We start from the raw sequence: 20,275 nt of genomic DNA on the forward strand, positions 1-20,275 counted from the left end.
CGTTATCCATGTTACGCGGAGCAAAAATAGAGGTGGACTGTCCAAAAAATGTAGCAATCTTTGCAATTTCCTAGCGTGCGCTTAGTTTTCCTCTAAAGTTCATACACATGGAACCGGTAATCATTGATCGAGTCAGCAGTGTGGAATTGTGGACCGCAATCCAATGCGCAGAGTTCTCTGGAACGGCTCGCGGGACATTCACCAGCTATGCAGGCAGGGGACGCGCTCCCAAGCCCGTCACTAAGTTCCACGGACTGACGTTGTGGAACTCCGATGACATTAAGCAGTGGCAAGAAAAGCGCACCGCCCAGCGGGGTTAAAACCTCCCAGCACGATTAATCACAGAGCACGGCTGATTGAGACATCACCACGTGGCTTAGCGTCTCAACTCATCAGCAAAATGCAGTGAGCCTAAAGCCGTTAGCCAATGAACAAAGGCGCTGAGTAGGAAAACCTACTCAGCGCCTTTGGCTTGTGCTTTTACTATTGCCCTTAGTTTTCCGGCAATGCCGGAGCGTCTCCGGTGCGCTCGTATTCAGACAGAATGTCGATACGACGCTGGTGACGCTCTTCGCCGCTCCACGGCTGCTCCACGAAGGCATCCACGATCGCCAGTGCTTCTTCCTCGGAGTGCATGCGGCCACCGAGTCCGATGAGCTGGGCCTTGTTGTGCTCGCGAGCCAGCTTGGCGGTTTCCACGGACCACGCCAGTGCGCAGCGTGCGCCCTTGACCTTGTTCGCGGCGATCTGCTCGCCGTTTCCGGAACCGCCCAGCACGATGCCCAGGGATCCTTCGTCCTCTACAACGCGGCGTGCTGCCTCGATGCAAAATGCTGGGTAGTCATCGTTGGCGTCGTACTCGTGTGCACCGCAATCGATGACCTCCAGACCCTTGTTGGTCAGGTGATCTTTGATCACGTTCTTCATTTCAAAGCCGGCATGGTCGGCACCAAGATAAATACGCATGTCTGCAGATCTTAGCGAATAGCTTCCGAGCCGTTTCGCTTAAGCGAATTCTGGCTTGGGGTCTTCGGTGCGGGAGCGCTTCAGTTCGAAGAAGTGCGGGTAGCCGCCCAAGGTCACGGATGCGTCGAAGAGTTCGCCTGCCGTCTCGCCTTCTGGGATGCGAGTGAGCACGGGACCGAAGAATGCGCGCTCTCCCAGCTGTACTACTGGGGTTCCCACGTCGTCGCCCACCAGGCTGATGGCGTGATCGTGGCTGTCTTGCAGCTGCTTCATGACTGAGCCCTCAGCGTCCGCATCCTTGTGCGCTACGTCGAACAGTTCCGCCTTGGCGCCGATTTCCGCCAGGGTTTCCTTGATGAGCTCGTCGTAGCCGTGCGGATCCTGCTTGTGGCTGTTGCCTTCGGAGTGAATCTTGGTTCCCAGCACGGTGTAGTACGGATCCACCAGCTCTGGGCTTTCGGTGTGCAGAGCCGCAGCCACGAGTGCTGGTCCACGAGCTGCGGTCATGGCGCGCTCGTAGCCTTCGGACAGGCCTTCGCGTCCGTCGTTGAGGATGAACAGGCTCATGGGTGCGAAGTTGAGCTCAATTTCGCGGACTTTTTCTACTTCCTTGAGCCAGCGGCTGGTGACCCAGGCAAAGGGGCAGGTGACATCGAAGTACATGGTGACGGGTTGCTTAGTAGTCATGTCACCCACTGTAGACAAATCAGTCTCCCCGGCGCTGTCTGGCGGTTGAAATTGCTCTTCACCTGTCCCCTCAAGGTCTTGTCCGAGCCGGTTTAGTCTGGGCCGTGAGTAGGGTGTGAAACATGACTTCAACAAACCTGAATCGCCATGAGGCCGCACAGCGCGCGCAGTTGATCAGCGACGTGCACTACACCATCGATTTGGATCTCAGCGGCGGTGGCGAACCGTCCACCACCACGTTTGCTACCAACACCACCATCGGCTTTACCTCCCAGGCAGGCTCCACTTTCGTTGACCTGCGTGCCCCGGAGGTTCACAGCGTGATCCTGGATGGTCAGGACATCACGGATGCTGCCGTTCCCCGTGTTGATTCTGTGTTCGACGCCACCAACGGCATTCAGCTTCAGGGCCTCTCTGAAGGCCAGCATGAGTTGATCATCCGCGCCGATGGCGCGTACTCCACCACGGGCGAGGGCTTGCACCGCTTTACCGACCCAGCGGACGGTGAGGTGTACATGTACACCCAGTTTGAGACAGCCGATGCCAAGCGGGTATTTGCTTGCTTTGACCAGCCAGATATCAAGGCAACGTATGACGTCTCCGTGACCATCCCGGACGGTTGGAGTGTGGTGACCAATAACGTGGTCGCGCAGGAGCATGGCGTCGAAGAAAACAAGACCGTGCACACATCCACGGTGGACTACCTGCTGTCCACCTACTTGATCGCATTCTGCGTGGGGCCATGGCACGTGGTGCGCGACGAATGGACGGGCACGGTGACTTCCCACCCAGAGACCTCCGCGGAAGCGGCAGCAGCTGCTCGCGAGCGTGGCCAATTGACCACCGAGGGCGAAATGACCGTGCCGCTGGCGCTGTACTGCCGCAAGTCCTTGGCGGAATACCTGGATGCGGATGAGCTCTTTGAAGTTACCAAGCAGGGCTTTGACTACTACGCGGAGCACTTCGGGGTGGGCTACCCGTTCTACAAGTACGACCAGATCTTCTGTCCCGAGTACAACATGGGCGCGATGGAAAACGCGGGCTGCGTGACTATTCGCGACGAGTACATCTTCCGCTCGGCGGCCAGCCACTACCAGTACGAACGCCGTGCGGACACGATCCTGCACGAGCTGGCGCACATGTGGTTCGGCGATCTAGTGACCATGCAGTGGTGGGATGATCTGTGGCTCAACGAATCCTTCGCCACGTGGTCTGCGGCCATGAGCCAAGCAGGAGCCACCAAGTACACCACCGCGTGGGTGACCTTTGCCAACAAGGAAAAGGCGTGGGCCTACGGGCAGGATCAGCTCTCCTCCACGCACCCCGTGTTCAGCGATGCCTCGGACATCGTCACGGTGGATGCCAACTTTGACGGCATTACCTACGCCAAGGGTGCCAGCGTGCTCAAGCAATTGGCCGCCTACGTGGGGCTGGAAGCCTTCTTCTCCGGAATCCGTGCGCACTTCGCTGCGCACGCTTGGGACAATGCAACGTTTGATGACCTGTTGCAGGCCTTGGAGAAATCCTCTGGCCGCGACTTGTCCGCATGGGCAGATCAGTGGCTCAAGACCACCGGCATTAATACTTTGGCGCCGAAGTTCGAGATTGCTGAGGACGGCACGTATTCCAGCTTCTCCGTGAGCCAGTCCGGTGCGCAGCCCGGCGCGGGCGAAACCCGCACGCACCGCGCGGCGGTGGGCGTCTACTCGCTGAACCAGGACAGCGGAAAGTTGGAGCGCACGGCGCGCGCCGAGCTGGACATTGCGGGCGAGCTGACGGACGTCACCGAGCTGATCGGTGCGCAGTCCGGCGATTTGGTGCTGGTCAATGACGATGATCTAACCTACGCGTTCATCGAGATGGATCAGGAATCGCTGCGCACGGCGACGGAGAACATCGACAAGATCGCCGATCCGATGCCTCGCTCTCTGATCTGGTCCGCGGCCTGGCAGATGACGCGCAACGCGCAGATGAAGGCGCGGGACTTCGTGGCACTCGTGGCTCGAGGAGCCGCATCCGAGACGGAAATGGCTGTCCTGGAACAGCTGCTGTTGCAGAGCCGGGCGGCGGTCAGCAATTACGCAGACGAGCAGTGGGCACGCACGGAAGGTTGGCGCGAACTGCGTGGCGCGTTGCTCAATGGGGTGACGTCCTCGACTGGCCAGGCACAGCTGGCCTTCGCTCGTGCTTTCGCGGGGTCCAAGCACTCTGAGCACTCCGCGGATGTCCTGCGCGTTCTGTTGGGTGAAGCTGATGCAGTCAGCACGGCTGGCCCGCTGCAAGGCAAGGCTGCACAGGAAATGGCACCTGGTCTGGAGATTGACCAAGACCTGCGATGGACCTTCATCATCGCGCTGTCCGGTGCACAGGATGCCACCGGCGAATCCGCCGAGGACGTGGAGAAGCGCATCGCTGCGGAGCTGGAACGGGATTCTTCCTCAACCGGCAGCATGTTGGCTGTGCAAGCTCGGGCCGCACTCCCTGATGCGGAGATCAAGGCACGAGTCTGGGAGGACATCACCGTGCGCGGACCAGAGCTGTCCAACCTCAAGCTGCGCCACAGCATGGCCGGTTTCGCGCATGTCGGACAAGGCCACCTATTGGACGAGTTCGGCCCGAAGTACGTCACCGTTGCTCCAGAGCTGTGGGAGGCGCTGTCCCCAGAGATGGCCTTGCGCACTCTCGAGGGCACGTACCCATCGTGGGATCACCGGGACAGCACGGATCAGGCCATCGCGGAGCTGATTGAAGCACCAGCTACTCCCGCAGGCTTGCGCCGTACGCTGCGCGAGGGACGCGATCGCGTTGCTCGGGCTAAGGCGGCACGCGAGTTCGACCGCTCTTAAGAACCGACCTCACGTGCCTCTACACTGGAGGTATCGGATCCACTTTCTCTTGAGGAGGAACCTCCAGTGAGCAACTTCTACGAGGCCGTTGGCGGGGAGCAGACGTTCCGCGCCATCGTCCACGAGTTCTACAAGCAAGTTCCAGAAGATGACATCCTCGGCCCGATGTACCCGGCCGAGGATCTCGACGGCGCCGAAGATCGCCTGCGTTGGTTCTTGGCTCAATACTGGGGCGGCCCGCAGGAATTCAATGAAAAGCGCGGGCATCCTCGCCTGCGAATGCGCCATGCGCAGTTCACCATCGATGAGGCTGGTCGTGACCGCTGGCTGCAGCTGATGTCCAACGCTCTTGAAAAGATCAGCCCGGAACAACTGCCCAACGAGTACCGCGCGGCGATCTGGGAGCACATGGAGCGGGTTGCCAACATGCTCATCAATGCTCCTTCCGGTGGGCACGGCGAAATGCACCCCGGTATGCACCCGGGCATGGGCACCAGCAGTGGCCAAGGTATGACCCCCGAGACGATCCCTCACGGCACTTCGCCTGAGTCCTCCACCAGCTCCAAGCCAAATGAGCACTCGGGTTCCTAGAACGTGGAGCTAGCTCCCCATGCCATCGCGTTGTTGATCAGCGGCAGCGCGATCGCCGGATTCATCGACGCCATCGTCGGCGGTGGCGGACTGATCATGATCCCACTGCTGCTCATCGCAGCTCCCGGTCTGCACGAAGCCACGGCGCTGGGTACAAACAAGCTCACCTCGATTGGCGGCACCACTTCCGCAGCCATCAGCATGCTCCGGCGCGTCAAGGTGGACCGAAGGCTGCTGACCATCGCCGCGCCACTGGCATGTCTGTGCAGCGCAGGAGGCGCTCTGCTGGCCACCCTGATCAGCAGCGATGTGATGCGTCCTGTGGTGATCGTGCTGCTGGTGTGCGTGGGCGTGTACGTGACGTTGCGCCCCGGTTTCGGCACGGAGATCGAGCGTGCCACCACCGTCACGAAGGCCAAATGGCTGGGCGCCATCGCGGTGATCGGCACCATCGGCCTGTACGACGGTTTCTTTGGCCCAGGCACCGGTACCTTCTTGATTATCGTGCTGACGGCGCTGCTGTCCCGCAGCTTTATCCAGTCCTCCGCGATGACGAAGGTCATCAACTCCTCCACCAACCTGGGCGCTTTCGTGGTCTTCGCAGTGTCCGGTCACGTCTGGTGGGCGCTGGGCTTCGCCCTGATCATCGGCAATATTGTGGGTGCACAGTTCGGCGCGCGCATGGTCATGACCCGAGGTGCTGGTTTTGTACGTCTCATGTTGCTGGTGGTGGTCATCGCCATGAGCATCAAGCTCACCTACGACCTCGTCGCTGCCTAACTTGCGAACTTGGTTGGAGCCTAACTTGGTTGGGGCACCCGAGCCAGACCGCCCGGCCGCGGCGAGTAGATCGTGCCAAAGAGTGCGTCAATTCTGATCCACGACCCAGTCACAGACACCCGCACCAGGTCGTATTCTTCCATTCGCGGGTCCCCTGGTTTGGCCGCAATGCCGAGTCCACCCAGTGCGGCGATGTGTCGGCCCGTCAGTGCGACCTGTTCTTTTTCCGACGCCAACGTCACCACATCCTGCTCCAGCAAAGATCGCGCTACTCCCCCGGGTGCTGCTGCGTCGGCGTTCTCTTTGCCCATTGCAGCGTGCGCCGAACGGATCTCTCCTGCTGGTACGAAGTCCACCACGGTAAACCCCTCGTGCGGTGGCAATGCGCCGGTCCACATGAAGTCCATTCCGCCGGTCAGTGGGATGGATTCCTCCGCGGCGGCCTCACCTGTTATCTCGCGAAGCTTCGCGGGCAGGTCGCGGGCAGCCACGACCGTCTCAGAGCTAATGGTTCCCGGGACCCGCTGTACCAGCACGCTGTGCAGCGGTGTGGTGACGAAAATGTCCACGGCTCCTTCGGTCACCGAGGGGCGAATGCGAGCCAGCGCGTTGTCATCCATGGACAGCGCGCGTTCCACGCTGAGGGCGGCTCGCTGGTAAGGGCCAGCAATTTTCTGTGCGGTCTGGGAATCGTTCGCGGTGGGGACAGTCAGCTGAGCAGTCATTCCCCCAGTGTAGGCAATGAGCCTATAACTGAATCAGCTGTATGCCTCTTGCTCTTCCTCCACTGGGATGAGGAAGAGGCTGAGGTTGGCGATGTCCTGCTCCGACCATTCGCGGGACTTGCCGGTCATCATGTCCACTCCCACCATGACGGTGTCCACGGTGCACACGATGCGGCTGTTGGAATCGCGGCATTCTTGGCGCATGATGCAGGATTTGGTTCCCACTTGGGTGACGAAGGAGCGGACCGCTACTTCGTTCTCTCCGGGAGAGAGCGGGCGTGGGTAGTCGATGGTGGTGTGACGGACGAAGAAGGGCGGTACGGCGATGTCCATCTCTGTGAGCACGTCTCGCAGGAAGACCATGCGGGCATCTTGAGCGAACTCGAGGTATTTGGCGTTGTTGACGTGCTGGTACTGGTCGAAGTCAGTCCATCGCAATTCGCGATGGCAGGTGTGCCACCGCGTTCCGAGTTCTTCGTGCTTCACAAAAGGCATTGCTTATGAAACGTCCTTCCATACAGGAGTCGCGTTGTTGAGGTGTTTCCAGTCATGTTATCTACAACAAGACTGTTTTAGTTAACAACATTTTCAGACGTTATGCGCCTCCGGCATGCAAAAATCCCCATTTTTTGAACCAATGTTCAAGAAATGGGGATTGCTGCGCAGGGTTTTAGCGGGTCAGCCTACGGTGCGTCACGCGGTGTGGGCGTGCCGCATCTGGGCCGAGGCGCTCCACCTTGTTCTTCTCGTAGTCTTCGAAGTTGCCCTCGAACCAGTACCACTGGCCTTCTTCCACGTTGCCCTCCCACGCGAGAATGTGGGTACAGGTGCGGTCCAGGAACCAGCGGTCGTGGGAAATCACCACAGCACAGCCGGGGAACTTCTCCAACGCATTTTCGAGGGAGCCCAGGGTCTCCACGTCGAGGTCGTTTGTCGGCTCATCCAGCAGGATTAGGTTTCCGCCCTGCTTGAGGGTCAACGCCAGGTTCAGTCGGTTGCGCTCACCGCCGGAGAGCACCTTGGATGGCTTCTGTTGGTCTGGGCCCTTGAATCCGAAGGCGGACAGGTAGGCGCGGGATGGCATCTCGTTTTGTCCGACGACAATGTAGTCCAATCCGTCAGAGACGACTTCCCACACGGTCTTTTCCGGATCGATGTTCGCACGGTTCTGATCCACGTAGCTCAACTCAACGGTGGAGCCCACCTTGACCTCTCCGGCGTCTGGCTCTTCCAAGCCAACGATGGTCTTGAACAGGGTGGTCTTACCCACACCATTGGGACCGATCACGCCCACGATGCCATTACGCGGCAAGGTGAAGGACAGGTCCTTGATCAGGACACGGTCGCCGAAGCCCTTGGTCAGGTTCCGCACGTCCACCACCTGGTTGCCCAGGCGTGGAGGGGTAGGAATCTGAATTTCTTCGAAGTCTAGCTTCTTGAACTGCTCTGCCTCTGCAGCCATTTCTTCGTAGCGCTGCAGACGAGCCTTGTTCTTAGCTTGGCGAGCCTTCGCACCGGAACGAACCCACGCGAGCTCTTCCTTCAGGCGACGCTGGAGCTTCTGATCCTTCTTGCCAGCCACTTCGAGGCGCTTCTGCTTGGTCTCCAGGTAGGTGGAGTAGTTGCCCTCGTAGGGGTAGAGCTTGCCGCGGTCGACCTCACAGATCCAGCCTGCGACGTGATCGAGGAAGTAACGGTCGTGTGTCACGGCCAGCACGGCGCCTGGGTAGTTCGCTAGGTGCTGCTCCAGCCACAACACGGACTCGGCGTCCAGGTGGTTCGTAGGCTCATCGAGCAGCAACAGGTCTGGCTCGCTGAGCAGGAGCTTAGCCAGTGCAACTCGGCGACGCTCACCGCCGGAGAGCTTGGTGACGTCTGCATCAGCAGGAGGACAACGCAACGCATCCATGGCCTGCTCAATCTTAGAATCGAGCTCCCATGCATCTGCAGCGTCAATCTTTTCCTGCAGAGTGGTCATCTCTTCCATGAGCTCATCGGTGTAATTGGTCGCCATCTCCTCGGCGATTTCCTCATACCGCTGACGAATCTGGAAGATTTCGCCCATGCCCTCTTCCACGTTCTGACGAACGTTCTTTTCTTCGTTCAGGGGTGGCTCCTGCAACAGGATTCCCACGGTTGCTCCGGGATCCAAGAAGGACTCGCCATTAGACGGCTGATCAATGCCCGCCATGATCTTGAGGATCGAAGACTTACCAGCGCCGTTCGGACCCACCACGCCGATCTTGGCTCCCGGGTAGAACGACATAGTGACGTTATCGAGGATGACCTTATCGCCGTGCGCCTTGCGCACGTTCTTCATCGTGTAAATGAACTCGCCCACGGTGAACTCTTCTTACCTTTCGACGTATGTGTATGCCGTCTGTACCCGCTGAACGCTGAACTAGCGAAACGCTGAAATTGCAGCATCCAGCGGGAACTCACCGGAGCTCTTTCCAGCTCCAGTGACGACGTGCATGAATTTCCCCTTTCAGTGTACGTCCTCTACTCAGGCAGTCCTGAATTAAGCAACACCTACCGAACTAGTGCCCTGCGACAGCACCGGCGAAGGCAGAATCATCGACGGGCAATTCCCTGCCGCCTGGCTGCGCGGAGGCAGACGAGTTTCCATATCCCTGCGTATTGGCCGTGCCCGATTGGCCATTTGCACTTCCCACAAAATATGAGTCCTTCGACTGAGACTGCTCTTCCTGCTCCGCTTGAGCCTGTGCTTCCGCTTTCTTCTGCTCTTCTTCTTGCAATCGACGGTGCTGATCCGCACAGACACGAGCCTCCCGCTGATTCAAATCCGGTCCCACGTGTGAGGCACGCAGGCGCAGCATGCTGCGTACCGTTCCCGCCTCTGGGCCTTCCTGCACGGTCCACGTGGACTGCAGCAAGCGACCGTAGACAATCACTGGCATTCCCTTGCGCAAGGTAGCCAGCACATTGGTACCCAGGCGATCCCAGCACTGAACTTGGAAAAACGACGTATCGCCGTCCTTCCACTGGCCATCGCGGTCCTTGAAGCTGTGGTTCGTGGCGATGCGAAACTCCACCACCCGCGAATTTTCCCCAAAGGTCTTTTCTTTGAAGTCGCTGGCGATGCGCCCAGCAATAAACATTTGTGATTGGTCCGTACTCATGACGTGGCCTCCCCGCCCTATCGATACCCCGCGCCAGGCTTGTCCCGATGCGGTTGTGCCACTCACTGTGTCACGAGCTCAGGACAATACGAGGCCGCATCAGATCACGCCTGTGGAGACGACCAGTGTGGATTGCCCGTTATTCACAGGCGAAGAAATGGGGATTGACTGGGCGGTGGGGAGTATGGCGTCGGGAAGGAAACAACACCTACACCTACTCCCGGTGACGCTGTTGACGCTTGTGCTTATCCGAGTGCAGTGCGCCCTGGACCTCGTTCTTTTGGTAATCGGAGGTGTAGTAATCCCGCGTGGAAGCATCCGCATTGCCGGAGGCCAAGCCCGCCAACATCTGGTTGTAGGCCTCCAAGTCCTGCTCGCCGGAACGCTCCTCCTTGCGGTCATGACGCTCGCCTTCACGACGATCCGAACGCGCCCACTGAATACCGTGCGCAACGGACACAATGACCAGCGGCACCTCACCGATGGCCCACGCCAGGCCGCCACCCACCAGCTGCTGATGCAACAGATCTACGTGGAATGGCAGATCCAGCGAATTATAAAACTCCTCGTTGAGGGGCTCGCTCATCTGCATCATCGCGATACCAAACCACGCGTGGAACGCAGTCACCGCAAACAACGTCAACATCTTCACAAACGGCGACAACTGACGCGGAGCCGCATCCACACCCACGATCACCCAGTAGAACAAGTAACCAGAGATGATGAAGTGCAACATCATGAACAGGTGGCCGCCGTGCTGCGGCGCCATCCAATCGAACAACGGCGAGAGATACAGGTAGTAGAAACCAAGCGTGAACTGCACACCCGCCACAATGGGATTGGTCAGGAAGCGGGACACCGGGTTGTTAATGAACACCACCAGCCACTCGCGAGGCCCGGGCACCCCGTTGCGTCCGGCGGGAGGAAGGGCGCGCAGCAGCAGGGTCATCGGCCCGCCCAGCACCCAGAAAATAGGCACGGTCATGGACAGCATCATGTGCTGCAGCATGTGCGGGGCAAACATCGCCATGGAATACATGCCCAACCCGGAGCTGGTGCACACGAAGAGCAAGATGTTGCCGGCGGTCCACCACAGCAGGCGGGAGATCGGCCACTCGACGCCACGCTTGCGCACCACAAAGTAGGCCCACATGTAAATGGCCTGCAGCAAGATGGCGCCCACGCCAAAGACCAGGTCCAAGCGCCAGTTAGTCAAAAATACGCCCAGGCTGGGTGGCTCGGTCAAGGTATAGCCCAGAAGCACGTCCTGGCGAGTGAGATCCAGTTGCTCCGGCAGCGGAGGCGGGATCCTAGACAGGGAAATAGCCACGCCCACGGCCGCAGCCATGAACAGCACTTCGCCGATGGCCAAGCGAATAAACGGCTTGCGCTGGGCTTTGTCGCCCTTGCCATCCGGACCGGACAGCGCCTCCAACTGCGGAATGATCTTGGAGCGGTGCATCCAACCGAAGCCCGCCAGGATCACCAACAGTACGAACTTCGCGGTGATGGCCAGGCCATAATCGGTGGTCAACCAGGAGGAGAACTTCACACGCAGGGAGGCGTTGATCAGACCAGAGATGGCCACACCTATGATCGCGCACAGCGCCAAGAAGCTATAGCGCTGGGTGATGACCGCCAGGTGCGGTCCGCGACGCTTGGCATGAGCAATCAAGGCCAGCAGACCACCCACCCACAGTGCGGACAAAATGATGTGCCACAGCAGGGAGTTCACGCCGAAATCGTGATTACCTCCGCTGGCCGAGTGGCCTTCCAAGGCGATCGGCACCAGGGACAGGATGGACAAAGCCAAAAAGACTGGTTGCCAGATCCACCGCCTCGTCAGCAGAGAAACGAATCCGGCCAGGAATCCAAAAATGGCCACCCACTGCCACGCCTTGGCCGCAGAGACCTGCTCCAGCGCCACGCCCCAGTAGTCCGGCTGGATCGCCTCATTCAACGGTGAGCCGGACACATCGGACAAGCTCAGTGGAATCATGAACACAGCACAAATGGCCCACAGGAACATCGACCACGTTCCCGTGCGAGCTGCGCGGAAGCCGTCCAAGTCTAGGTAGCCGTCCTTACGCGGCGGGGTGCCCAGGGCGGACATCAAGAATCCGCCGACACCGAGACAAGCAACGAAAGTGCCCATCGCGCGTACCAACGGCAGACCCAGCGTGGTGGCCTCGCCGGGATCAGGAATGCCCAGAGCAACCAAAGAATCCGAGGTGAACGAGTACCCGATGAGCCCGCCCACGAGTCCCGCCACCACCGTGGCCAAGATGTAAACCAAAGCCGGGGAACTCATTTTTTCCGGCGATGCCGAGGTGGAAGTTATAGGCGAATCCGCTGGCTGTGGCTCGGGGTTGTCCGTCCGTGCCGCATTGGAGGTCTGATCAGACATAGTCTTACCGTACCGCTCGCCCCAATGAATTCCACCTTCGTGTGCCGTGGCATACTTTATGCGGATCCCCCAGATGTACGCCTCTTGTGATAGGGCACTGTAATTCCCGCCAGTGAGCGTCCGCGTGTTGGAGGGTTCCGCGCCTCCGTAGCTCAGTGGATAGAGCAGTGGGTTTCTACCCCACGTGTCGCGGGTTCGATTCCTGCCGGGGGCACAAATTAGATGTGGAAGCTAGCGAAGCTAGCTGCGCGCTGCCATCACAGTAGCGACGTTATCGTGCACCCACAGAGCCATAGTCTCAGCTGCTGGCACCGCAGAACGGCCCAGGTCTGTCAGGGTGTAAACCACGCGGGGTGGGGTCTCTGGATAAGAAGTGCGGGTCATCATTCCACTGTCCGTGAGCATGGTCAGGCGCTGGGACAACACTTTCTGGGAGATCCCCTCAACACTGTTGAGAATCTCGCTGTAGCGCTTGGGCTCCTGATCCAGGGTGAGCAAGATGAGGATCACCCATTTGTCCGCGACTGCTTTCAGCAGTTTCCTACTAGCTTCATTGCTTTTCAGGAGGGCAAGAGGATCATTTTCGCGTCCTCGTACGACCACGGCTGGTTCGTTCATAAGAAAACCCTAACATTTTATGAGCATGCAGATGCAGATTATAAGATTCTTCATTATCAGGCAGCATTGCAAAGCGTGAACCTTCTACTGCTTCAAACTTCTTAAGGAGTATGACACTTCAACTACCCTTTGCGCTCAACGGGGAGGGAACCTGTCTCGGGTACAGGTAACGTGGGATAGACGAAAGTGGCGTCGGACGAAGAGAAACAACAACAACTCACCGCACCGAACGCCTCACAAACACTGCTCGCGCAACCAAGGAGAAACGGCATGTCACACGAAGGCTCCCCGGCCATTCCCGCACCTACCAGCGGAAGTTACGCGGTGGTGACGGGTGCCTCGTCCGGAATCGGGCGGGCCATCGCGCTGGAGCTCGGCAAGCGTGGACACAACCTCATTCTGGTCGCCCGCAGCACGGGACCCATGGAAGAGATTGCCGCAGAGCTTCCTAACGTGGATGTTCAGGTTCGCTCCGTGGATCTTTCCCAGGCTGAGGCGCGCCTGCCGTTCTTGGACGAACTGCGCAATACGGACGTGCACATCATCATCAACTCCGCAGGAATTGCAACCTTCGGCAATTTCATCGACTTGGACTACAGCTACGAGCGCGCTCAATTCGAGCTAAACGCCACTGCCCTTTTCGAGCTCACCGCTGCCGTCATTCCTGGAATGGTCGCACGAGGCGAGGGCGGCATCGTCAACGTGGGCTCCGCGGCCGGAAACATGGCGATTCCCGGCAACGCCACCTACGTGGGCACCAAAGCCATGGTCAACACCTTCACGGAGGCGCTGCACTACGAGCTCAAGCCCGCGGGTGTGAACTGCACCCTGCTGGCCCCAGGTCCCGTGCGCGAAGCCCGCAAGGAAGGCGAAGACCTCACCGAGGTTGACGATGCCGTTCCGGATTTCCTGTGGACCACGTACGAAGACTGCGCACTGGACACCCTCGACGCACTGGCCAAGGGCAAGCTGCGCGTTGTGCCCGGGCCGCTGTCCAAGGTGATGAACCTGGTCTCCACCTACGTCCCCCGCCGCGTCACCGCCCCAATCATGGGCAAGTTCTACTCCAAGATGGCAGCCGAGGAGGCTGAGAAGAAGTGAGCGAAGATTTGAACACTGAGAACACCGCGCGTACCAGCACCGCAACCACTCCGAACCAGATTTCAAAGCAGGATCGGATTGTTTGGGCTGATTGCGAGATGACCGGCCTGGAACCGGACCGGCACGTGCTGGTGGAGATCGCGGTGATTGTCACCGATTCACAGCTCAACCCGCTGGACGAGGGCATCGATCTAGTCATCCACGCCTCCGAGGACGAGCTCGCGGAAATGGATGACTACGTCACCAAGATGCACGGCTCCTCTGGCCTGACCGAGCAGATCCGCGAATCCTCCATCACCGTCGCAGAGGCCGAAGCGCAGGTTCTGGACTACATCAAGCAGTTCGTGCCCATGTCCGGCATGGCGCCGCTGGCGGGAAATTCCATCGCCACGGACCGCACCTTCATCACTAAGTACATGCCTGATCTGGACAATTACCTGCACTACCGCATGATTGATGTCTCCAGCATCAAGGAACTCGCCCGTCGCTGGCACCCACGGATCTACAACGGGCAGCCGGACAAAGGAATGTCCCACCGCGCGCTGGCAGATATCCGCGAATCCATCCGCGAGCTGGCCTTCTACCGCGAGGCTATGTTTGTGAGCCAGTCTCCTGATTCCGAGCAGGTCAAACAGGCGGCTCAGCGGGTCACCGAGCAGTTCCCCATCGACTAGCCCGGTTGCCCGCGGCCGGCCCCGGCCCTGATCACGACCACGACCACGGTGGAATAACCCCCGCGTAACTAGGTTTTTTGGATTGCGCGCAGCCGTGGTCTAACATGAACTTCGCTGCTCGTACGGCGGTTTGAAACCGTGCTGCAAAGCAACGAGCACAAATGGTGACTGTAGTTCAGTTGGTAGAGCACCAGGTTGTGATCCTGGGTGTCGCGGGTTCGAGTCCCGTCAGTCACCCCAAAGCTTCATTTCGGCGTCTCGCGCATTAGTGCACGGGGCGCCGTTTTGCATTGTGCGCACCCTAGTACGCTGGTCAGTACATTTCCTCACTCTGCGCGCGTCCGCACGCCGGTTAGGGACCTTGACTAAGCGCACACCAATCGCGAGCTAAAGAAAGGACATTCGGTGAATCAGCACCTTCCCGCATCCCCGGAACTCCAGGACGCGTTTCGCACCGTCTTCCGTGGACATCCCGCTGGAGTCACCCTGATCACCGGAACCGTCGACGGCCAGCCGGTAGGCATCACCGCCACCTCGGTGTCCTCCCTCTCCCTCGACCCGCTCGCCGTCAGTTTCTCCTTCATGAAGCCCACCGGGTCCGCAGAGCGGTTGTTGCGCGCCCATTCCTTGTTGATCCATTTTCTTTCCGACGCCCACGCCGACGTGGCCGCAGCCTTTGCCTCCTCCACCGCGGAGCGCTTTTCCGCGCAGCAGGGCTGGGTGACCGCCCCCACGGGCGAGCCTTACCTGCCCGGAGCGCGGGCAGTGATCCGCGTGAAGGTCGCGGATACCGCGCACTCTGGTTCGGCCACGCTCGTGGCCGCAGAGGTGCTGGAGGTCCACAATCTGCAGGAAACTTCGGCTCTTCTCTACCAGGGGCATCGCTTCTACAGCATTGAAAATGCGCTGCCTTTGGCGTCGGAAGAAGAACACAAACACCCCTGACCAGCCGCAACAAAAAGAACAGACCCTCGACCATTTTCGGTCGGGGGTCTGAATTATTTGACCGGAGCGGGCGCTGACCTAGCCCTGATCAGCGTTGCCGGCGCTCCAGGTCTCCCACGGGATGTTCCAATCGCCGAGGCCGTCGTGTCCATCCAGCTGCTCGCCTGTGGTGTTCTTGACCTCTACGATGTCGCCGCGCTTGAAGTTTTCGTAGACCCACTTCGCATCCGCCGGCGAGACGTTGATGCATCCGTGCGACTGGTTAGTGTTGCCGAACGCCCACGATGCCCACGGTGCCGAGTGGATGTAAATGCCCGAGTAGCTCATCTGCGTGGCGTAATCCACGTCCGTGATGTAGCCGCCCTCAGCCTCTGAGTAACCGAAGGTGTTGGAGTCCATCGTCAGGCGGTCGTACTGATCGCCGATCTGGTAGACGCCATTGGGCGTGGACCAGCGGCCACCATCGCGCCCAAGGGACACGGGCATGGTCTTGATGACCTCGCCGTTTTGGTAGATGGTCATGGTCTTATCGGAATCGTCGACGACAGCTCGCAGCGCATCGCCGATGGTGAAGCTCGCCGAACGGTCTGCCTCGCCATAGACACCGCCGCCGAGATCGTGGCCGTAGAAATCGCCCTCAACATCAACCTTGGTTCCTGGTGCCCAGTACTCCTCGGGGCGCCAGCGCAGCGTCTGGTTGGAGATCCAGTAGAACGCACCTTCGACGTGCGGGGTGGTCTTGATGCTGATGAGGTCCTCGACAGCCTTCCGATCCGTGATCGCGGTATCGAACTGGAAACTCACGGACTGCCCCACGCCGACCGTGGAGCCATCCAAGGGCGAGAGCGCCGCGTTGGTCTGACCAGCAGGAGATTCGGTGGTGAACTCTGCAGTGAACGTCTCATCCTTGTCCTTAGCTTCCAAGGTGTAGGTCCGTCCGTAGCCCAGCTTTTCGCTGGCGGTCCACTTCTTGCCGTCCTTGGACTTCTTGCCTTCCACTTCCCCACCGGCTTCGTTGGTGAGGGTCACTTCGGTGAGCTTGGAATCCGAGTTCACGTCCACCATATCCGCGACAGGAGTGGAATCATCCCCGTCTTCAACGTTGGCAGTGATTGTGTCCTTGGGGGCTTCCTCGCTCTGGGCGACTTGATCCGCTGTCCCTTGGGATTCTTCACCTTCGCCCGTATTGATGGTGCAGGCTGCAACGGTGAGGGTAAGACCCACTGCCGCGACCGCTGCAGTCACGCGACGCAGAGTGGAAGCAACCGAAGTTGTGGTGTGAAAACGCATTGCTCTCCGAACAACATATAGCTTGTGAAAATAGACGCAGACCTGCGCCATCATGGCCCTCAAGCGGGGCATATTCTTTGAGACTCTACTCCCCCGTCCCCGCAATGACTATATGGAAACGCCAAACGAAACTCAACTGTTATCTTATGAGAATCAGCGAGTCTTCTTCGGTTTCGCTGAGGTTGGTGATGGTTGTTCTCGGAAGCCCGACGCAGACTCACCCGCAGCCTCCACAAAGCTTGCCAGATGATTCCCTAAAGCCCTGCGAGCAGGCGATTTGGCGCTTGCAGAGAGTGCGTATATAGTTTTTCTTCGTTGCAGAGAACACAGCGCGGTTCCGCTGCACTCATCAGTAACTGGGCTAATAGCTCAACTGGCAGAGCAGCTGACTCTTAATCAGCGGGTTCGGGGTTCGAGTCCCTGTTAGCCCACCAGTTATCTTGATCACCCTCGATCGCATCCCCGCGGGATCGCGATCGGGGGTTTTTCCATGCCTTTTGCAGCATAACTTTCACATCAAACCACCTCTCATGGAATGAACTCCTCCGCGCAGGCATTGTAGGGAGTATGAGTTCACCTTCCATTCCACTTTCTCTGATCGACTTTGCCAACGTCTACAGTGGCGAGCGACCCGCCGATTCCTATAGGCGCAGCGTCCAGTGGGCTCAGCTTGCGGAGGAGCTGGGCTACAAGCGCATCTGGTACGCCGAGCACCACAACATGAAGTCCATCGCCAGCGCTGCCCCAGCGGTGCTGATCGCTCACGTTGCAGCCAATACTGAGTCCATCAACTTGGGCGCAGGCGGCGTGATGCTGCCCAACCACTCGCCTCTGGTTATCGCTGAGCAGTTCGGCACCCTAGGAGAGCTCCACCCTGGACGCATTGATTTGGGTCTAGGCCGTGCCCCCGGCACGGATCAGATGACGCTGCGGGCACTGCGCCGAGAGCCCTCGGCCGCAGAGAATTTCCCCAACGATGTCGCCGAGTTGGCAGGCTACTTGGGTTCGGAATCGCGAATCCCTGGCGTCGAGGCAACACCCGGCAAGAACACCAACGTTCCGCTCTACATCCTGGGCTCTTCCCTGTTCGGTGCGCAATTGGCTGCACACTTGGGACTGCCGTACTCTTTCGCTTCGCACTTCGCACCGGCTGCACTCCAGCAAGCGGTTCGCGTCTACCGCGAGAATTACCAGCCCTCGGAGCGCCACCCGGAGCCCTACGTCATCGCCGCGGTGAACGTTACCACCGCCGATTCGGAAGAGGAGGCCGCCCGCCAAGTTGAGCACGTGAAGCGCTCTCGCGTTCGCGCCATGGCTGGCCGCGGACGCACACTGTCCGAAGAAGAGTTGGACATGCTGGTGGACTCCCCGGCCGGCGAGCAAATCCTCGGCATGCTGCAGTACTGGGCACAGGGCACGCCAGACCAAGTGCGCGCCTACCTGGACGATTTCGCCAAGCACGCGGATGCAGACGAGCTGATGGTTTCGCTGAACTCCACGTCCACTGAAGAATCGCTACGCTCGATGGAACTGCTGGCGAAGGCTTGGGAGCTATAGCCACACGGAACTGAGAGTTGGGAGAAGACACGAGCGATGTCGATCCGCTGATCTCCCACCTCTACAACTTTTTCGACCTCACCGAAGCCCTGCCCCAAGTAGCCGATCTTTGAGTACTACGACATCTACCCCCTGACGGACAATGATGCCGATGCCACCGAGGCCGTCCACGCCGCTTTCGACGAGCACTTCGGCGAGGATTCCCTGGTCATCAATCCCCTTCCCGCCTCTGAGGATTTCTCCTACATCCCCGACGAGCTCGGCGTCCCCTACGTCTACTGGGGCCTAGGCGGCTTCGCGGACATGGATAGCGCCCCTGCCAACCACAATCCCGGTTCCGCAGCGGATCTTCAGCCCACGTTGGATCGCGGTGCCGAGGCCGCGGTGGTTGCCGCGGGCGTGTTGGTTGGCGACCTCCAAGTAGGTCACCGTGGTGGGGCTGTGCCGGCCTTATCGTTAGGTGGAGGTGTTTGCTTTCCGACGCCACAGCTCAATAATCTGCGGCGCATACGCCCCCACCACGAGCATGGCGATCATCCGCATGACCTGCACCACTGTCACCACAGGGTCGGAGCCTGCCTCGTGGGCAAATGCCAGTACCGCGTAGATTCCGCCCGGAACGGTTGCTAGGTAAGCATCCAGCACTCGCAGGTCCGATACCCCGCTGATGATTAGCGCGACTCCCAAAGAGCTAATGATCATTAGCAGAACCACGCCGATGATGATCGGCAGCGCCCCGGCGAAGTGACGCAATGAACTCTTGGTCAGTGTGCCTCCGGCTTGGATGCCAATCAGCGCGTATGCCGCGTTCACCAGAAGGCCATCGGGCTGCAGAAATGCCTCTGGCGCACCCAGCAGGTTCGCGATCACGGCAAAGGCCACCCCGAGCAGCAAGTAAGGCGAGGACACACTGAACCAACGGTGCGTGAGCTTGGTGAACAGCCACACTACAGCGATAGTCAAAGCCACGCCCACGATGGGTTCCCAGCTGGTCGCCCACCACGGGCCGGACTGCTCTGCGCCACCGGAGCCCCCAGAGCTTCCCACTCCCCCGAGAACATGCACCATCACTGGCAGCGTCAGCACAACAATGGACAGGCGCAGGTACTGGGTCAAGGTGGTAAAGCGCATGTCTGCGTCGTCCATATCGCGAGCCAACATGACCATGGCGCTGGCACCACCGGCCATCACCGAAAGAATCGAGGTGGCCGGGGTAACCCGGCGAAACCGCACCAACAACCAAGCACCCAGGGCGCAGACGGCGAAGGTGGTGGCCAGGGACAGCACCACCGCGCCCGTGTAACTCAACGCGGAGGACATCCCCACGGTCGCCAGCGGCGCGGCACACAGCAAAGAAATGATGACCTGGGCGGGGATCATCGCCTTCTTCACGGGCTGAATCTTGCGGTCGCCAAAGATTGCGAAGATGCCGAAGACCAGCAGGAAGCTGAAGATCCACGCGGCCGGAACACCGGCCCTGGTACCGAAAATGCCACCCAGCCCGGCCACCACGATCAGGGCAACAATTGCACCCCAACGTGCAACAACCCCGGATGCCTCAGCGGCAGTCCGGGGTCGGAAGAAACGAAGCTTACTCACTTAGCGAGTAGCAGCCAGCAAACGCTGGATCTCCTTGATCTGCTTCTTTTCCTTGCGCTTGGAAGAGACAGTCAGAGCGACCAAAGTCACCACGCCCAGAGCCACGCCACCGGCGATCATCTGGAACTTTGGCTCCTTGGCAGCGCCGAAAGCCTGAGACTTGGCATCGTTAGCCAGGTTCTTAGGAGCTGCACGCACAGACAACTCATCCAAGGTGTGGGCAAGCTGGTTGCGGGTGCGCTCAATATCGCGCTGGATGGCATCGATGCTACGGGCCACGGAAATTCTCCCTTGTACATGTACGGCAGGCTTCACAAACTAATTAACTCGATCCATTGTAAAGGAT

18 protein-coding genes, 3 tRNA genes and 2 pseudogenes are annotated in these 20,275 nt (G+C 59.4%); 12 read left to right on the forward strand and 11 right to left on the reverse strand.

Annotation, left to right across the window (positions count from 1 at the left end):
- Positions 1-107 precede the first annotated feature (107 nt).
- A complete protein-coding gene (locus tag IM764_RS01505) occupies positions 108-320 on the forward strand; it encodes an AlpA family transcriptional regulator (RefSeq protein ID WP_099299177.1) in 213 nt (70 codons plus the stop codon).
- Positions 321-492: 172 nt separating this feature from the next.
- On the opposite strand, the gene IM764_RS01510 is transcribed toward IM764_RS01505, so the two are convergent.
- Positions 493-966 (reverse strand): ribose-5-phosphate isomerase, encoded by a 474-nt coding sequence (locus IM764_RS01510; RefSeq protein WP_099299176.1) that lies wholly within the window; start codon positions 964-966, stop codon positions 493-495.
- Positions 967-1,005: 39 nt separating this feature from the next.
- On the reverse strand, positions 1,006-1,653 hold the full coding sequence (locus IM764_RS01515; protein ID WP_194186630.1) for a disulfide bond formation protein DsbA: 648 nt from the start codon (positions 1,651-1,653) through the stop codon (positions 1,006-1,008).
- Between the two features lie 122 nt (positions 1,654-1,775).
- Here IM764_RS01515 and pepN point away from each other — a divergent pair, with 122 nt between their 5' ends.
- The 3 genes and pseudogenes from pepN to IM764_RS01530 all read left to right on the forward strand — a co-directional run bounded on the left by pepN (position 1,776) and on the right by IM764_RS01530 (position 5,870).
- Positions 1,776-4,499, forward strand: a complete 2,724-nt coding sequence (gene pepN / locus IM764_RS01520) for an aminopeptidase N (RefSeq protein ID WP_194186631.1) — start codon at positions 1,776-1,778, stop codon at positions 4,497-4,499.
- 66 nt (positions 4,500-4,565) lie between these two features.
- Positions 4,566-4,937, forward strand: a pseudogene (locus IM764_RS01525) (globin); the annotation flags it as partial.
- Positions 4,938-5,093: 156 nt separating this feature from the next.
- Positions 5,094-5,870 carry a TSUP family transporter gene (locus IM764_RS01530; RefSeq protein ID WP_099299173.1) on the forward strand — a complete coding sequence of 259 codons (777 nt, stop codon included), beginning with the start codon at positions 5,094-5,096 and terminating at the stop codon, positions 5,868-5,870.
- A gap of 20 nt (positions 5,871-5,890) precedes the next feature.
- Here IM764_RS01530 and IM764_RS01535 read toward each other — a convergent pair whose 3' ends face one another.
- From IM764_RS01535 to IM764_RS01555, 5 genes are all read right to left on the reverse strand, one after another.
- Positions 5,891-6,595: a hypothetical protein gene (locus tag IM764_RS01535; RefSeq protein ID WP_194186633.1), complete on the reverse strand. Its 705-nt coding sequence runs from the start codon at positions 6,593-6,595 to the stop codon at positions 5,891-5,893.
- 33 nt (positions 6,596-6,628) lie between these two features.
- The gene (locus IM764_RS01540; protein ID WP_194186634.1) at positions 6,629-7,090 is read right to left on the reverse strand and encodes a thioesterase family protein; all 462 of its coding nucleotides are present in this window, start codon (positions 7,088-7,090) and stop codon (positions 6,629-6,631) included.
- Between the two features lie 175 nt (positions 7,091-7,265).
- Positions 7,266-8,936, reverse strand: a complete 1,671-nt coding sequence (gene ettA / locus IM764_RS01545) for an energy-dependent translational throttle protein EttA (RefSeq protein ID WP_099299170.1) — start codon at positions 8,934-8,936, stop codon at positions 7,266-7,268.
- Between the two features lie 199 nt (positions 8,937-9,135).
- A complete protein-coding gene (locus tag IM764_RS01550) occupies positions 9,136-9,738 on the reverse strand; it encodes a single-stranded DNA-binding protein (RefSeq protein ID WP_194186635.1) in 603 nt (200 codons plus the stop codon).
- A 214-nt stretch (positions 9,739-9,952) separates the two neighbouring features.
- The gene (locus IM764_RS01555; protein WP_194186636.1) at positions 9,953-12,145 is read right to left on the reverse strand and encodes a cytochrome c oxidase assembly protein; all 2,193 of its coding nucleotides are present in this window, start codon (positions 12,143-12,145) and stop codon (positions 9,953-9,955) included.
- Between the two features lie 141 nt (positions 12,146-12,286).
- Between IM764_RS01555 and IM764_RS01560 the strand changes: the two genes are divergently transcribed.
- A tRNA-Arg gene (locus IM764_RS01560) sits at positions 12,287-12,359 on the forward strand.
- Between the two features lie 26 nt (positions 12,360-12,385).
- Here IM764_RS01560 and IM764_RS01565 read toward each other — a convergent pair.
- Positions 12,386-12,763: a helix-turn-helix domain-containing protein gene (locus tag IM764_RS01565; protein WP_194186637.1), complete on the reverse strand. Its 378-nt coding sequence runs from the start codon at positions 12,761-12,763 to the stop codon at positions 12,386-12,388.
- Positions 12,764-13,033: 270 nt separating this feature from the next.
- On the opposite strand from IM764_RS01565, the gene cmrA reads away from it, so the two are divergent.
- The 4 genes from cmrA to IM764_RS01585 all read left to right on the forward strand — a co-directional run bounded on the left by cmrA (position 13,034) and on the right by IM764_RS01585 (position 15,483).
- Positions 13,034-13,864, forward strand: a complete 831-nt coding sequence (cmrA, locus tag IM764_RS01570) for a mycolate reductase (protein ID WP_194186638.1) — start codon at positions 13,034-13,036, stop codon at positions 13,862-13,864.
- Positions 13,861-14,538, forward strand: coding sequence for an oligoribonuclease (orn, locus tag IM764_RS01575; protein WP_370551503.1), 678 nt, complete (start codon positions 13,861-13,863; stop codon positions 14,536-14,538). The genes cmrA and orn overlap by 4 nt, the downstream gene beginning before the upstream one ends.
- A 164-nt stretch (positions 14,539-14,702) precedes the next feature.
- Positions 14,703-14,778: transfer RNA gene (locus IM764_RS01580), tRNA-His, on the forward strand.
- 165 nt (positions 14,779-14,943) lie between these two features.
- Positions 14,944-15,483: a flavin reductase family protein gene (locus IM764_RS01585; RefSeq protein WP_099299165.1), complete on the forward strand. Its 540-nt coding sequence runs from the start codon at positions 14,944-14,946 to the stop codon at positions 15,481-15,483.
- A 78-nt stretch (positions 15,484-15,561) separates the two neighbouring features.
- On the opposite strand, the gene IM764_RS01590 is transcribed toward IM764_RS01585, so the two are convergent.
- A complete protein-coding gene (locus IM764_RS01590) occupies positions 15,562-16,773 on the reverse strand; it encodes an Ig-like domain-containing protein (RefSeq protein ID WP_194186639.1) in 1,212 nt (403 codons plus the stop codon).
- A gap of 358 nt (positions 16,774-17,131) precedes the next feature.
- Between IM764_RS01590 and IM764_RS01595 the strand changes: the two genes are divergently transcribed.
- From IM764_RS01595 to IM764_RS10320, 3 genes and pseudogenes are all read left to right on the forward strand, one after another.
- Positions 17,132-17,207: transfer RNA gene (locus IM764_RS01595), tRNA-Lys, on the forward strand.
- Between the two features lie 133 nt (positions 17,208-17,340).
- Entirely contained in the window at positions 17,341-18,330 is a 990-nt protein-coding gene (locus IM764_RS01600) for an LLM class flavin-dependent oxidoreductase (protein WP_194186640.1), read from the forward strand.
- Between the two features lie 102 nt (positions 18,331-18,432).
- Positions 18,433-18,726, forward strand: a pseudogene (locus tag IM764_RS10320) (M20/M25/M40 family metallo-hydrolase); the annotation flags it as partial.
- Positions 18,727-18,786: 60 nt separating this feature from the next.
- On the opposite strand, the gene IM764_RS01605 reads toward IM764_RS10320, so the two are convergent.
- Complete coding sequence (locus IM764_RS01605; protein ID WP_370551504.1) at positions 18,787-19,929, reverse strand: AbrB family transcriptional regulator; 1,143 nt, start codon at positions 19,927-19,929, stop codon at positions 18,787-18,789.
- Complete coding sequence (locus tag IM764_RS01610; protein ID WP_099299161.1) at positions 19,930-20,208, reverse strand: DUF3618 domain-containing protein; 279 nt, start codon at positions 20,206-20,208, stop codon at positions 19,930-19,932.
- Positions 20,209-20,275 lie beyond the last annotated feature (67 nt).

It is taken from the genome of Corynebacterium sp. ED61, assembly GCF_015233855.1.
Taxonomy (GTDB): domain Bacteria; phylum Actinomycetota; class Actinomycetes; order Mycobacteriales; family Mycobacteriaceae; genus Corynebacterium; species Corynebacterium dentalis.

Excerpts from the sequence above, each read along its gene's own strand:
- cmrA (WP_194186638.1), top strand. The coding sequence starts at position 13,034 with ATGTCACACGAAGGCTCCCCGGCCATTCCCGCACCTACCAGCGGAAGT.
- IM764_RS01590 (WP_194186639.1), bottom strand. The coding sequence starts at position 16,773 with ATGCGTTTTCACACCACAACTTCGGTTGCTTCCACTCTGCGTCGCGTG.
- IM764_RS01550 (WP_194186635.1), bottom strand. The coding sequence starts at position 9,738 with ATGAGTACGGACCAATCACAAATGTTTATTGCTGGGCGCATCGCCAGC.
- IM764_RS01540 (WP_194186634.1), bottom strand. The coding sequence starts at position 7,090 with ATGCCTTTTGTGAAGCACGAAGAACTCGGAACGCGGTGGCACACCTGC.
- IM764_RS01565 (WP_194186637.1), bottom strand. The coding sequence starts at position 12,763 with ATGAACGAACCAGCCGTGGTCGTACGAGGACGCGAAAATGATCCTCTT.
- IM764_RS01515 (WP_194186630.1), bottom strand. The coding sequence starts at position 1,653 with ATGACTACTAAGCAACCCGTCACCATGTACTTCGATGTCACCTGCCCC.
- IM764_RS01600 (WP_194186640.1), top strand. The coding sequence starts at position 17,341 with ATGAGTTCACCTTCCATTCCACTTTCTCTGATCGACTTTGCCAACGTC.
- IM764_RS01510 (WP_099299176.1), bottom strand. The coding sequence starts at position 966 with ATGCGTATTTATCTTGGTGCCGACCATGCCGGCTTTGAAATGAAGAAC.
- IM764_RS01535 (WP_194186633.1), bottom strand. The coding sequence starts at position 6,595 with ATGACTGCTCAGCTGACTGTCCCCACCGCGAACGATTCCCAGACCGCA.
- IM764_RS01555 (WP_194186636.1), bottom strand. The coding sequence starts at position 12,145 with ATGTCTGATCAGACCTCCAATGCGGCACGGACGGACAACCCCGAGCCA.
- pepN (WP_194186631.1), top strand. The coding sequence starts at position 1,776 with ATGACTTCAACAAACCTGAATCGCCATGAGGCCGCACAGCGCGCGCAG.
- IM764_RS01505 (WP_099299177.1), top strand. The coding sequence starts at position 108 with ATGGAACCGGTAATCATTGATCGAGTCAGCAGTGTGGAATTGTGGACC.